Raw genomic sequence first — 15,368 nt, 5'->3', positions numbered from 1 at the left:
AATGAAAATCCTCCTTATTTTTCGATCCGGTGCGCCCATGGCTTACCGCATCGTATTCGGACACGTTGTGCATATGACAAGCGCCCAACTATATATATTATGTTTATCAGGCGTTCAATCCTTTAATTTAAACATAGAGTATATTTATAATGAAAACGATTACTTCGGAGTATAGGGATAGTGTTGAAGTTTGAGTGAATCAATAAAAAAATCCACCTTATTAACAAGATACTACATTGAATTGGAAGTGTTGAAGACGTAATATGAGAAGAAATGTAAGCGCATTCTTTTTTAAGCCGTATCTCTATTTCCTTGAGCGAGGGGGTCTGGTTTTAAAGGTGAGAGATATGGGTTGTATGCTTCTGAAAATTAATCGAAGGGAAGAATGCTATGCGGAAGCAAATTACAATCCTAATGTTAGTTTTACTTATGACCTTCAGTAGCTGGTTTAATCTTGTTCTGCCATTTAGCAATCAAGCTTCAGCGGACACAATAACACCAACGATGTTGGCACATTATCCATTGCTTGAGGATGTACAGGATATATCAGGGAATGAAAAGCATGGAACGGCCGTAGGAGACATTACGTACACGGATGGTCTCACTCTGCCTGGGGGAACAGATAGTAATACAAATTACGTTCAGCTTCCTACTGGTTTGTTTGATAATCAAGAAAATACAACGATATCTGTATGGATCAAGAGTAACACTGGAAGTGGGAACTACTCAGCATTATTCTACGGTACTCCAGCAGCTGGCAATAACTTGCCAACGAATTACTGGATGTTTAATCCATCGAATCCAAGTGGTGATTTTAAGTCAGTATTTACGAATAACAATAATGTTGACCAGCCTTGGACAACTGAGGTAGGGGTATCAGGCACTTCAACGTCACCGTACGAAGGTCAATGGGTTCACTATACGACGGTTATTACAGAACGCTCTATTACAGGTTACATTAACGGTGTAAGTATAGGCACGATCGCCAAAGAGAAAACAACAGCAAGCTTTGGTACTGATTTGCATGCTTACATCGGGCGCTCCAATTATTTAGGGGATGCTACTTTTGCGGGCAGCTTTCAAGATTTAAGAATTTACGGAGAGGCACTAAATAATGAAGATATCGCTGTAGTATATGAACAATCGTTTAATGAAAAGCAAGTACAACAAGGCAAAATAGAGCTAACGTTAGGAGACATATCAGCAGTTACAGAATCTCTTGAACTGCCCACTCAAGATAAGAATGGCGCAATGATCTCATGGACTTCTAGTGATGAGAGTGCGATCAGTCCGACTGGTGAAGTAATCTTACGAGAAATTGAACAACAAGTGACGTTAACTGCAACCATTTCTTTAGGTGGAACCCAAACAACGAAGGAGTTTATTGTTACCTTACTACCTAAGGATGACTCTATTGAGCAGATTGCCGTTAAGAGTGTCTTGCTTAATGAACCTACATTTATTTTATCAGCGGGGGACAGTGAGATATTAGTAGCTACTATTTCACCTTCAAATGCAACAAATAAAAGAGTTATCTGGGCATCTAGTGACTCCAGTGTAGCGATTGTCAATTCAACGGGTAAAGTTACAGCTGTTAGTGAAGGTACAGCCACAATTACGGTACAGACTGAAGATGGAGAGTTTACAGCTACATCAGCCGTTACCGTTAAGGGAAAATCGCTAAAAGATGATCTTATTCTTCATTACAACATGAAGTCGACTGAAGAAGTAGACGGTCAACTCGTACTGAAGGATGTTGCCAATAAGGCAGTTACATTTGACGGAATATTTAGAAATCCAAACAATGGACAATTCATTTCAAACAGTGAGGTTGGTTTTATTTCCTTCAATGGTGGAAGCTCTACATCTAATAGTGGGCATGTTGAGATTCCTAAGGGCTCAAATGGACTAGATCTACTACACGGTCTGAATGAGATTACAGTATCTTCAATCGTGAACTGGACGAATGATGGGACTAATCGCTGGATCTTCGGTTTGGGTACTGTATTAACACCAGAAACGAACAAATATTTCTTCGTAACACCACGTCACGGTAGTGGATCAGGTAATATGATTGCTACAGGTATCTCTAAAAATGGCTGGCCGAACGAAGCATTATTTACAGGTAGCGCAAACTCAAACCTTATCGGTGGGCAGTGGAAGCATGTAACGGTGTCCTTGTCCGAAGCTAGCAATAGGATAACGTTATTCGTGGATGGAGCTAAGGTTGCTTCGGGTAATGCAAAGGGACTAAAGCTGTCAGAAATTATTAATCCGGATGCTACTTTCTCTGGCTTTATCGGTAAATCAATCTTCTCAAACGATCCATACCTTCAAGGTAGCGTAGCTGATTTTCGAGTATATGATCGCGCCTTGACAGAGCAAGAAGTAGGCGAGTTATATCAACAAGAAGCAGCAACTCACATCTCAAAAATACGTCAGCTCACTGTTGATGATGCAGCAAATCAACTTAACCTCAATCGTTACTTAGGTGAAGGCGATAAGAGCACGGATAAGATAACGAGAAACGTTACATTACCAACAAGCGGTAAAAACGGCGTGAGCATTACTTGGAGTTCTAGTCATCCTACTGTCATTTCTAACCATGGCATTGTACAACGTCCAGCTGTTCAAGCAGGTAATGTTCAAGCAGAGCTTACGGCTACTTTAACGTATCAAGGCGTATCAACTACAGCTGTATTCCCTGTTACGATCTTGAAGCAATTCGATGATCAGCAGAAGGTTGATCTGGACGCTGAACAAATAGAGATCTACAATGCTGACAACGTTAAAGGTAACTTACGTCTTGTCACTACAGGTGAACAAGGCTCCACAATTACATGGGTATCTAGCAAACCTGCGGTTGTGAAAGGAACGGCTGAAGCGGCTGGTGACGCTACACAGCTAGGCTGGGTAAGCCGTCAAGCTACGGATACGCCCGTTACGCTAATAGCTACAATTACGAATGGTGCAGCTTCTAAAGAGCTTACGTTTAACGTTACGATTAAACAAGCAGCTGCTCCAGTGCAGCATGATGCTTACTTCTTTGCGTACTTTACAGGTGAATATGAGGGTGGTGAAGAGATATCCTTCGCCACAGCTGAAGATCCATTGTTCTGGAAAGCGCTGAATAATGGTAAGTCGATCCTTCAATCCGATATGGGTGAAAAAGGACTTCGTGATCCATTCGTTATTCGGTCACCAGAAGGTGATAAATTCTATATGCTGGCAACCGATTTGAAAATGGGCGAAAGTACAAATTTTGACCAAGCTCAAATTACGGGTAGTCATTACATGATGATTTGGGAGTCGGAGGATCTCGTTCATTGGAGCGAGCAGCGTATGATTGAGGTTGCTCCTAAGACTGGAGGAAATACGTGGGCACCAGAAGCTATCTATGATCCAGTAACTGGAGAGTATATCGTATTCTGGGCATCATCGATGAAAAACACAGAGACATATGGTGACTATAACGGAAGACCGGAAGGTCAGTACAATGTGATGTACTACGCAACAACAAGAGACTTCTATAACTTCTCTGAGCCAAAGGTCATGATTGATGAGTCACTTCCAACCATTGATACGACGTTTATTGAGCATAATGATATGTTGTACCGATTCACCAAATCAGAAGTGAATACTAAAGTGTATGTGGAGAAAGCACCAACTTTTTATTATGACAAGGACGGTATTGCAGCAAACGGCCTTCAATACGACGCTGTTCCGGGTACACGTGATAATAAACTTGGCTTGATCGGAAATAATGGAAACAACGAAGGGCAGACGATTTTTAAAGATAATAATAAAGACAAATGGTATCTGTTCCTTGATTCATGGCCATATCATGTCCGATATACAACAGATCTGGATAGTAGTACGCAATATATGAACAATGTATTAAGTAGTGATCAATATGCACTTCCGCCAGGACCACGACACGGAACCGTAATTCCAATCTCACGTGCAGAGTATGATGCTTTGCAAGAGAAGTATGCCTGGAAAGGTCCAGCACCATCAACAGACCCGGTTGTACATTACTCATTTGATGCAAATACAGTGAATGGTACAACGGTGAATGACATTTCTGGTAATGGTCATCACGCAACACTAGTAGATGGAGCAACGATTAATGAGGAGGATCGCATCGGTAAAACGGGTGGTGCATTAGAGCTTAATGGATCAACAGGATATGTGAAGCTGCCAGATAACTTGATTCAATCCTTGAATCTTGAGAAGGCTACGTTCTCTACATGGGTTCAAATGGACAGAAATCAAGCAAATCAAAGAATATTTGATTTTGCTTCCGACACAGGCAGACAGGTTAACCGCAACACCATGTACTTGAGCACACAAGGTGATACAGGTAGTCTAGAGTTTGCTGTCGTAACCCCTTTTACAGAGAAATTTAGCAATGACAGCACTCGACTGGGATCAGAATATAAATATGCGGTGAGAAATTCCGGGTTATTACCAACAAGGACTTGGCAGCATGTTGCCATTACAATGGATGAATTTGATGCAGTATTGTATGTGAATGGTCGAGAGGTTAAACGTAGCTCGACATTTAACGTGGAGCCGAGAATGTTACTGGAAACAACGATGAATTATATTGGTAAATCGAGAAACGGATCTCATAGTTTATTTGATGGTAAATTTGATGATTTCCGTATTTATAATCGTGCATTATCCGTTGAAGAGATTGCAACATTAGCTGATGAAGACGTTACTCCTCCAGTAGAGCAGCCATCTGGGGCAGAGCTCATTCTTCACTACGATATGAATGATATCGATGGTGCGACGGTTATTGATCAAACAGGAAACTTCAATGGAAAATGGATGAATCCGTCTAAAGCAGAATGGATTCGTACACAAGATGCTGGTGTACTAAGCTTTACTGGTGGCACAACTAACTCTTATGTAGAACTACCACAAGGAGTTCTCGATGGATTAACGGATATGACCGTTTCATCCATTGTGAACTGGAGCGGTAAAAACGCTGCGGAGTGGTTATATGCATTAGGAAGACCAAACAATAATACGCACTATACGTACTTCACACCACGTTATAACGCTAACGGTCTAGCTCGTTTAGGTATCGCGACGAATGCTTGGAATAATGAGTCTTCAACTTCTACCACGGGCTTAAAGAATAATGAATGGAAAGTCGTTACGACTGTTGTTTCAGGCACGGATGGTACACTAACGCTTTATATTGATGGTGTTGCAGTTGCATCAGGCTCAACGAATGGAATGACACTAGAACAAATAAAAAATACTTCAGGCAGTAGTGGAACCATCGCTAAGTCATTCTATCCAGCTGATCCATACTTCGGTGGTATGATTACAGACTTCCAAATCTATGATGGTGCTATGACTGCGGCAGATATTACATCACTTAAGGCCCATTCAGATCAGAAGATTGCTAAAATGGAGGGCATGCTTGTATCGGCTGCGACGGAGAAATTAACGATTCATGATCTTCTTGCTTCTAATGCATCAAAAGATACGATTATAAGCAATGTAACCTTGCCAACATCAGGTGCTTATGGCACAACAATAAGCTGGACTTCAGATAAGGGTAATGTCATCTCAACTACAGGTGCTGTAACCAGACCAGCTAACGCAAAAGGTGATCAAGTTGTAACGTTAACAGCAGTATTTACAGATGGTACAGAGACAGTTAACAAAACTTTTCAGTTGACGGTTAAGGCATTGCCAAACGATGTCACTTCTGTAGATGAAGCAAAAGCAGCACTAGTCGTTCATAACATTAATGATGTAAGAGGTCATATAACACTACCAGCATCTGGACTATACGGAACAACAATTACTTGGGCTTCTGCTCAACCGAACGTTGTTTCAGTTATTGGAGAAGTAAAACGTCCGGCACACGGTAGTGGAAATGTAGACGTGAAGCTTACAGCTACGATTACATTAAATTCAGCATCCACGACGAAGGAATTCATTGCGAAGGTGAAGGAACTGCCTGCTGATGAAAAATATGCGGGATACTTTTTCACATATTTCACTGGAGAAGGTACTGCAACAGGGGAGCAAGTTTACTTTGCACTAAGTAACGGCAATGATCCGTTGAACTGGCGAGAATTGAATAATGGTAAACCTGTATTGACCTCTACCTTAGGGGAGAAGGGTGTACGTGATCCGTTCATTATTCGTTCGCCTGAAAGTGATAAGTTCTACATGATCGCTACCGATCTGAAAATTAACGGCAATGGTAACTGGGGTAGAGCACAGACATGGGGCAGTCGTTCCATTATGGTTTGGGAATCGAATGATCTAGTCAACTGGACAAATCAACGCATGGTAGAGGTTGCACCAGAAGAAGCGGGTAATACATGGGCACCAGAAATTATGTACGACAAGACAACGGGTGAATATATCGTATTTTGGGCATCAAGAATGTTTGATGATGCATCCCATACAGGCAGTGCATATCAAAAAATGATGTATAGCAAGACAAGAGATTTCTATACGTTTACTGAACCGCAAGTATATTTGGATTATGGATATTCCATCATTGACACAACGATGATTGAGCATGATGGAAAAGTGTATCGTTTTACGAAGGATGAGCAAGACAATGGAGCTTCTGCTCCATTTGGCAAGATGATCTTTCAAGAGGCGGGTGACTCGATCCTAGATCCAGCCTTCAAGATGATTAATCAAGGCGTTGGTAACATCAAATGGGTTGAGGGTCCAACGATCTTCAAATCAAATACAGATGAAAAATGGTATTTATTCGTAGATGAGTTTGGTGGAAGAGGTTATGTTCCATTCGAGACAACCAATCTTGCATCAGGTGTCTGGACATTATCTTCTAACTACAACTTACCCGCTAGTCCTCGTCACGGAACGGTAATTCCAATTACACAAAGTGAGTATGATGCACTCAGTGGGAAGAACGTACCGGTTAGCGGAATTAGCTTGGACAAAACGACATTGTCCATCGTAGAAGGTCAATTAGGGCAATTGACAGCTACGATAGCACCGGCAAATGCAACGAAAAAAGCAGTAAGATGGAGTTCCAGTAACCCAGCAGTAGCCACTGTAAGTGCGACAGGTCAAGTAAAAGCTGTGGCATCAGGAACAGCAAGCATTACAGTAACTACAGTAGATGGTGGGTTATCATCCAGCGCTACGGTAACGGTAACATCATCGATTGATGGAACACCACAAGCACCAAGCAGTGGTGATGGAAGTGGTGGCGGTAACATTCCTGCACCTACAGTACCAACAGCTCCAGGTGGAAATGAGCCAGTGGTCATGAACAACGGCCAAATAAACATTAAACCAGTTGTAAATGAGAGCGGTACTTCTGAAGTGAAGTTAAGTGCGGATACGGTGAAGCGTGCGCTTGATCAAACGACAGGCGGTGAGCTACGGGTGCGAGTCGAAGCTGATGAAAGCTTGAACGGGCTAACGATTGAGCTAGCAGTAGATCCGCGTTTAACAAGTGGATCTTCTACGGTAGATCGCATCGAGATCAACACAGGCTCTGCAGTCGTAACCGTGGCAACCGAATTGCTTGGAACAGGAACAAGTGCAGGGAAAACGTTAGGATTGTCGATTAAGAAAATAACAGCTAATCAACTGCCAGCTAGTGCACAAGCTGGGCTAACCGGTGAGGTCGTATACGATATCGAGCTAACGATTGATGGTAAGAAACGTACAGAGTTTGATGGCAGAGATGATCTCGTGATTGAATTGCCATACACACTAAAGGCTGGCGAAAATCCAAACAACGTCGTTGTATACGATGTGAAGGACAACGGAGAGCTAAGAGTGGTGACGAATGGTAAATATAATGCAGCGACAGGAAAAGTAGAGTTCAAGCCAACGTATCTAAGCAAGTATACGGTAGCGTATGTTGCAACGAGCTTTAAGGATGTGACCCAAGATTGGGCGAAGGATGCGATCTCAGCATTGGGAGCAAGAGGCATTGTGAAGGGTGTAGGCGACGGCGAGTTTAATCCGAATGGTCAAGTGACAAGAGCAGAATTCATCACCATGCTGATGAATATGTTTGAGCTATCGGATGAGAGCGCAACGACAAGTTTTAGTGATGTGAAGCAAGGAGAATGGTACCATGGAAATATCGCAACCGCGCAGAAGCTGGGGATTGTGAACGGGAAACCAAATGGACGATTCGGAGTTCATGAGAACATTACGCGAGAAGATATGGCGGTTATGGTATACAAGGCGATCCAAATTAAGCAACTAGCGTTAGCAAGTGGTGAAGCTACAGCCTTCAAGGATGAAGCAAACATCGCAAGTTATGCGAAGCAAGCGGTAGAGGCAATACAGGGAGCAGGCATAATAAACGGTGTAGGTAACGATGAGTTTGCACCGAAGAAGAATGCTAGCCGTGCAGAAGCAGCAGTGATGATCTATAATTTGTTGGGTTTGATGTAGACACGTTAAGTATAAGGCAGTTACTATTGATTCACTCAGATAATAAAGTTGGGCGGAAGAACTTGTTCCGTCCACTTTATTATCTGTTTAATCAGTGAGCAGGAAAAGCCGTTAGATCCTGGCCTAAAGAAGTAGCTGTTAACTTTACCTTAATACGGGCTCAATTCTTCCCCTAAGATTATCGGTATAGGCCAGATTTCCATCCGTCGTGATTACGGCAGCCTCGATATCCTTCATATTATTAACTTTATGAATAATGGAGACCGCATCTAACCCAAATAATTCTGTAGTATATATATCGCAGTCGAGCGATCTATCCGCAATAATCGTTAACGAAGCGATATTACTTTCGATTGGATAGCCTGTTCCGCTGTTAAATATATGATGGTACTGACCCCCTTTCTTCTCTAAAACTCTCTCGTATATTCCTGATGTAACGACGGATTGCTCCCGTATACTAACGAGTGCTGCTGCATTTCCTCTAGGTAAAAAGGGATTTTGGATTCCAACTTTCCAGTGACTGGACCCGGTGGGAGAATCGCCATGAACCAGAACATTGCCGCCCATATCGACCATAGCTGATGTAGCTCCGTTTTTCTTGAAAAATGACATAACTTGATCAGCAAAATAACCTTTAGCAATCGCTCCAAGGTCAATTTCCATGCCCTTTTTGAATAAATGAACCGTTTGCAGCTCATCGTCAAGCTGTATATGCTCCGGATTCAAAAGCTCCAGCACCGCTTTAATCTCTGCATCCTCCGGCACATGTGCCTCGCGGAAACCAATTCTCCACAATTTGATCAAAGGCCCTATAGCAATATTTAAAAATGAATCTTGATTCAGGCTGTGTTCTTTGCCTATCTTAATAAGATCATACAGTTCCTTGTCTACTCTAAGCGGATGTGATGCGGCTTCTTTTTTTAGCATGGCAAGCTGCGAGTGCCCACTGTTGGCACTAAATACTTGTTCATAATGGACAAGCATATTCACTGCTTCCTCGGCAAGCTTTTCAGCATCTGTCCCCTCGATATAGAGTGATATGTTAGTTCCCATAAGCGGTATCGTTCTCGTAAAAGATTTCATGATAGCCTCCTATATTGCACATTGTTGTCCGTGATTGAGAAAAGTATGGATGAGGTCATGATCCACGCTATTCAGCTTTTTTGCTCCATGATGGGCTATAAAATAATCCAGACTCATCTTCTCTATAGGGATTGGATAGATGTTGTATTCCGAAGGGCACTCCTTGATATGAATACTTTCAGGCACAAAGGTCAGACCTAAATTATGCTTTGCCAGCTTCAGTACCGTATAGATTTCTTTGCTCTCCATCACGATATTAGGCTGTATCTTGTAGACACTGAGCAATTGATCAATCTGTTTTCGGATTGCCGAACCCTTGGACGTTAGAATAAGCTTTTGATTCAAAATGGTGCTGATCTCAATTGTGCCCTCCGGGATGACTGCAACATTCTCTTGATATAATTCGCAGCAACGCGGAATGATGGCCTGGTAACTATGCCTGCCCCAGTTAAACGAGTTCAAGTTAGGGGAGATACTGCTTGAATTTTGCCCGATCCAGAAGTCCAGCTCATTATTTTGGAGACGTTTCTCATTTTTTTCAGGTAAATCCTCTACAAGATTAATTTTATAAGCAGGATGAAGCTCCAGAAAATCTGGTAAAAAAAGGGGCGTTAAGTACACACCGAGGCTCGGAAGAATGCCGATCCGTATCACCTTATTGCCAATATCCGATACATATGAGATTTCCCTAATAAGCTTGACGTAGCTGTTTTCGAGTGAAGTTAAGTATTGATAATATATTTTCCCCTGTTCGGTTAATCGGTACGGAAGTTTGTTGCGAGTGATTAGCTCACAGCCCAACTCAATTTCGATTTTTTTGATAACCTTTGTGAGGTAGGGCTGAGATATGTAAAGGGATTGGGCGGCCCTGCTATAGTTGCTGTATTTTAATAGGCTGTCAATGTAACACAAGATATCTTGAGATTCTAACTTAGACATGTCCCTCACCCTTTGTGAAAAAAGTAACAAACTTTGAATTTGAGGTGATTATAACAAATTAGTTATCAAACTGCAATGAATAACTATTAGATCATTTGAGCTTTGATATGTTAGAGTTAGGCCGAAAGATTGAGCCTGACAGTTACGAACATCATCTCGAATGACAGAGAGGGGATTAAGATGAACTATTTAGCTATCGTGGGCACGAATTCGGATGTGTCAACTAACCGCATGCTGCTTCAATTTATGCAAAAGTATTTTGCTAGTGAAGCCCAGATTGACTTGTTTGAAATTAAGGATTTGCCTGCCTTTATTGAAAAAGATGAATTAGAGGATGCTGAAGTTGATATTCCTGTGAAGGTACAAGACTTATTAGATCAAATCTCTAAAGCGAAAGGTGTCATTATCGCTACTCCTGAGTATGATCATGCGATCCCTGCAGTGTTGAAAAGTGCGCTGGAATGGATCAGTTATACCACTCAAACCCTGAAAGACAAGCCAGTTCTGATTGTGGGTGCTTCACATGGTGCACTCGGTTCTTCCAGGGCACAAGCGCATCTTAGACAAATCTTGGATTCGCCTGAGCTTGGTGCGAGAATGATGCCTAGCAGCGAGTTTCTTTTGGGAAAATCCCAGAGTGCATTTGATAACATTGGCAATCTTATTGACGCTCAAAAGGTGGCCGAGCTTGCCGAAATCTTCAATGAGTTTGTTTTGTTTACGGAGATCACTACGGAACTGTTATCAAAAAGGACGTTGAAGAAAAAAACGAAAAAATTTTCCTGGCAAGAGTAGGGGGCTAATCACAATGAAAATCATAGCGATCGTTGGCACAAATGCAAAGAAATCGTATAATCGCAAACTGCTTCAGTTCATGCAAAAGCATTTTGAGTCCAGAGCAGCCATTGAAATCCTCGATATTACAGATGTTCCGATGTTTAATCAGTCCGATAACCAAACAAACAGTGCAATTATACAATCGTTTAATGAAAAAATTATAGCAAGTGATGGTGTCATTATTGCGACTCCAGAATATAACCATTCCATCCCGTCATCCCTTAAAAGTCTGCTGGAATGGTTGAGCTTTGAAATCCATCCGTTGGCTGGCAAACCCGTGATGATCATAGGTGCGTCACAGGGAACACAAGGTTCCTCGCGTGCACAGTTGCATCTTCGTCAAATCCTGGATGCACCGGGTGTCGAAGCCAATGTGATGCCAGGGTATGAGTTTTTGCTTGGAACGGCACATAAAGCATTTGACGAATCAGGTAACCTGAACAATGAAGGAACGATTGATTTCCTGGAAACATGTTTCCTGCGATTCCTTCGGTTTGCCAAAATTTCAAATCAGCTCAACGAAGAAGAGGAGTTTACCTACAAACCCGGTGTGTATGAGATCAATGCCATAGGTCATAGTGGCAATCTTCCGATGAAGGTATCCTTTAGTGAAAATAGAATTGAAAGCATCGATATCGATTCGAAGGGTGAAACCGAAGGCATCGCCGATGTTGTTTTTGTAAGAATTCCGAATAAAATCATTGAGGGACAGACGCTGAATGTAGATGCTCTCTCAGGTGCTTCTGAAACCAGTAATGCTGTCATCAATGGTGTAGCCAAAGCGGTTAAGCTTGCCGGAGTGAATCCTGACATCCTGAAAAGACGTCCAAAACCTGCTAGCAGCCAGATGAAAGAGGACGAAGAATACACTTGCGATGTGGTCGTTGTAGGTGGAGGCGGCGCAGGACTTAGTGCTGCTGCTACAGCTTTACAACAAGGAGCAAGTGCGATTGTGCTTGAGAAATATCCTGCTGTTGGGGGAAACACGATCCGCTCAGGTGGTCCTGTCAATGCTGCAGACCCTGTATGGCAACAACAGTTCACTGAGAATCCAGGGGAAAGACAGACGATTGAGAATTTATTGAGTACCGATGAGAGCTTGATCCATCCGGAATATATCGATGATTTCCATGCACTCAAAGAAGAGTTTACTGCGTATCAGGAAAAGTTCGGCACAGAAAAGGCTTATTTATTCGACTCGCCACTTCTTCACAGAATGCAAACGTATTTTGGGGGCAAACGAACGGATCTGAATGGAAACACGATCTATGGACAGTACGATCTGGTCAAAGTACTTACAGACCGTGCCTTGGAAAGTGTAACGTGGCTTGAGGATATCGGGGTTGAGTATGATAAGAGTATCGTATTTGCTCCAGTGGGTGCCCTTTGGCGCCGCGGCCATAAACCTGTCAAAAGTTATGGCTCTGCCTTTATCATTGCACTTAGCAAATATGTAGAAGAGCATTCAGGAAAAATAATTACAGATAGCCCAGTCAAACAATTGATCATCAAAGATGGAAAAATAACAGGTGTTATCGCAACAGGTGTCAATGGTCAGAAAATCACCATTCATGCCAAAGCCGTTGTGCTTGCCAGCGGCGGTTTTGGTGCAAATACACAGATGCTCAAGGAATACAACACGTATTGGAGCCATATTGACGATGATATCAAAACAACAAATTCCTATGCGATGACTGGTGATGGAATATCACTTGGTAAGAGTGCAGGAGCAGCACTGACAGGCATGGGCTTCACTCAAATGATGCCGGTAGCCGATCCTGAAACTGGCGAACTTTTCAGTGGACTGCAAGTACCACCTGAAAACTTTGTCATTGTTAATAAAAAGGGAGAACGTTTTGTTAATGAATTCTCTGGACGAGATGTCTTAACCAAAGCGGCTATCGAGCAGGGAAGTTTATTTTACCTGATTGCGGATGATGAGATCAAGAAAACCGCAGCAAATACAAGCCAGGAAAAGATAGACCTTCAAGTCGAAGCAGGTACCTTGTTCAGAGCCGATACGTTAGAAGTGCTGGCCGTGAAAATCAATATGGAACCTGAAGTTCTTAGAAATACGATTGATAAGTATAACTCATATGTGGATGCGGGCTTTGATCCGGAGTTCCATAAGGATACGTTTAGCTTAAAAGTTGAGAAGTCTCCATTCTATGCTACGCCTAGAAAACCGGCGGTTCACCATACAATGGGTGGTATCAAGATCGATACCCAAACTCGCGTATTGGATGAAAATGGTCAGCCGATTACACATCTATATGCCGCTGGGGAAGTTGCAGGAGGTATACATGCAGGCAATCGTTTAGGCGGTAATGCCTTGACGGATATCTTTACTTTTGGACGAATCGCTGGTAAGACTGCTGTTGATGAAATGAATGATTAGAAAGTAAAATAAAAGCCCCCACTAAACACAAGGATTCTCAAGTGTTTAGTGGTTTTTTTTATGATTCATAGCAGTGATACTATTTATTTGAAAGCGCTTTAAAATTGTTGTGGACAACAGCTATATCGGATGATATATTGTTTCTATAAGAAACTATATTGTTCTTATCAAATATAATTATAAGGACTTCATTCTTAAGTATACGAATAACGCCCTGTGCTAAAGAATTTTAATTATTTGGTGCTTGAGCGTAACGAGAGGGATGGGAAATATTATGAGTATAATTGAAACAACAATTGAATCTTTTGACGGTACTCGGCTATATTCTAGTAAAAATTTAGTTAGTGATGCAAAAGCCGCTGTCGTTATTGTTCACGGACTAGCTGAGCATGCAGGGCGTTACGATTATGTGACGGAACAACTAAATAAACGTGGTTTTAATGTGTATCGCTTCGATCATCGGGGTCATGCCAGATCCGAGGGACAGCGTACGTTCTATAAAGAATTTGATCATCTTATTGAAGATGTTCGTGTCATTGTCGAGGCGGCATTGCAAGAGAGCGGCGATCTTCCGCTGTTTGTCATCGGACATAGTATGGGCGGTTTTGCAACCTCGTCCTTTGGAACGAAATATCCAGGCAAGGTCAAAGGCATCGTGCTATCCGGAGCCCTCACTCGTTACAATACAAAAGTTGCCGGAGAACTGCCGATGGAACTTCCTACAGGCACGTATTTCCCAAATGAGCTGGGCAGCGGCGTATGCAGTGACCCCGCAGTTGTATCCGCTTACGCGAATGACCCACTGGTTGAAAAGCAGATCTCTGTAGATTTATTTAACAGCTTGGGAAATGGAATAACATGGCTCAAGGAGAACCCCAAGCAGTTTACAGATCCCGTGCTTGTACTGCATGGGGCCAATGATGGACTGGTCAGCGAAAAGGATTCCCGTGACTTTTACGGCGATATCGCTTCAACGGATAAAACACTCAAAATTTATGCTCATCTGATGCATGAGATCTTTAATGAACCGACTCGTGATGATGTTATTGAAGAAGCAATTACATGGATTGAAAAACGAATCTGATTTCAGTAGAGTAAGAGAGAATTTGAACATGAAAGGGATTACTCATGAAATTAGATTGGATGGGCGACCATCGGGAACTGATTGAGAAAATTATCAAATACGGTAATGCGTACTCGAACACGTACAAGTTGCAACGAAGTTATGGTACAGACATGATGTTCTCGGCTTCACAGATTCAGACGCTGGAATACATTCTGGAAGCTGAGGACAAAGAAGAGAAGATGTCGGAAATGGCCGCATGCCTGGGCGTAAGCCGCAGTACATTTTCCAAGAATGTGAAGAATCTGACGGAAAAAGGGCTGCTCGAGAAATTTCATTTAAGCGGCAACCGCAAAGACATTTACGTCAAACCTTCACCGAAAGGTCGCGAGGTATATGCGAAGTATACCGAATTTGTAAGGGAGCTTTGCTTTGATGAAATTTTCAAGTATGCAGATCAGATTTCAGAAGCAGATAAGCAGAACTTTGTTCGCATCATGGATCTGTTTGCCGACGTGCTCGTCTGGTATGGTGAAAAAGAACAGGAAGCGCGCAAGTTAATCAGAATTGATTCCTCTGAAACATGAACCTTGAAATTAAGGGCAACCGCCCATT

The 15,368-nt window shown here is 42.3% G+C and carries 7 protein-coding genes; 5 read left to right on the top strand and 2 right to left on the bottom strand.

All coding sequences use genetic code 11. The annotated features are described in order from the left end of the window. The first annotated feature begins 390 nt into the window (after positions 1-390). Positions 391-8,433, top strand: coding sequence for an immunoglobulin-like domain-containing protein (locus AC6CIF_RS02800; RefSeq protein WP_498197771.1), 8,043 nt, complete (start codon positions 391-393; stop codon positions 8,431-8,433). Between the two features lie 144 nt (positions 8,434-8,577). On the opposite strand, the gene AC6CIF_RS02795 is transcribed toward AC6CIF_RS02800, so the two are convergent. After that, positions 8,578-9,516, bottom strand: a complete 939-nt coding sequence (locus AC6CIF_RS02795; protein ID WP_498197770.1) for an FAD:protein FMN transferase — start codon at positions 9,514-9,516, stop codon at positions 8,578-8,580. Between the two features lie 9 nt (positions 9,517-9,525). Next, positions 9,526-10,455 carry a LysR substrate-binding domain-containing protein gene (locus AC6CIF_RS02790; protein WP_498197768.1) on the bottom strand — a complete coding sequence of 310 codons (930 nt, stop codon included), beginning with the start codon at positions 10,453-10,455 and terminating at the stop codon, positions 9,526-9,528. A 180-nt stretch (positions 10,456-10,635) separates the two neighbouring features. Between AC6CIF_RS02790 and AC6CIF_RS02785 the strand changes: the two genes are divergently transcribed. The 4 genes from AC6CIF_RS02785 to AC6CIF_RS02770 all read left to right on the top strand — a co-directional run bounded on the left by AC6CIF_RS02785 (position 10,636) and on the right by AC6CIF_RS02770 (position 15,340). Beyond that, positions 10,636-11,250, top strand: coding sequence for an NADPH-dependent FMN reductase (locus AC6CIF_RS02785; RefSeq protein WP_498197766.1), 615 nt, complete (start codon positions 10,636-10,638; stop codon positions 11,248-11,250). 13 nt (positions 11,251-11,263) lie between these two features. Then, positions 11,264-13,690, top strand: a complete 2,427-nt coding sequence (locus AC6CIF_RS02780; RefSeq protein WP_498197764.1) for a flavocytochrome c — start codon at positions 11,264-11,266, stop codon at positions 13,688-13,690. Between the two features lie 274 nt (positions 13,691-13,964). After that, entirely contained in the window at positions 13,965-14,774 is an 810-nt protein-coding gene (locus AC6CIF_RS02775) for an alpha/beta hydrolase (protein WP_498197762.1), read from the top strand. 44 nt (positions 14,775-14,818) lie between these two features. Further along, positions 14,819-15,340, top strand: a complete 522-nt coding sequence (locus AC6CIF_RS02770; RefSeq protein ID WP_498197760.1) for a MarR family winged helix-turn-helix transcriptional regulator — start codon at positions 14,819-14,821, stop codon at positions 15,338-15,340. Positions 15,341-15,368 lie beyond the last annotated feature (28 nt).

This window comes from Paenibacillus sp. GQ49, assembly GCF_059759055.1.
The sequence above is the reverse complement of the archived record's forward strand: the minus strand, read 5'-3'. Positions and strand labels throughout refer to the sequence as shown.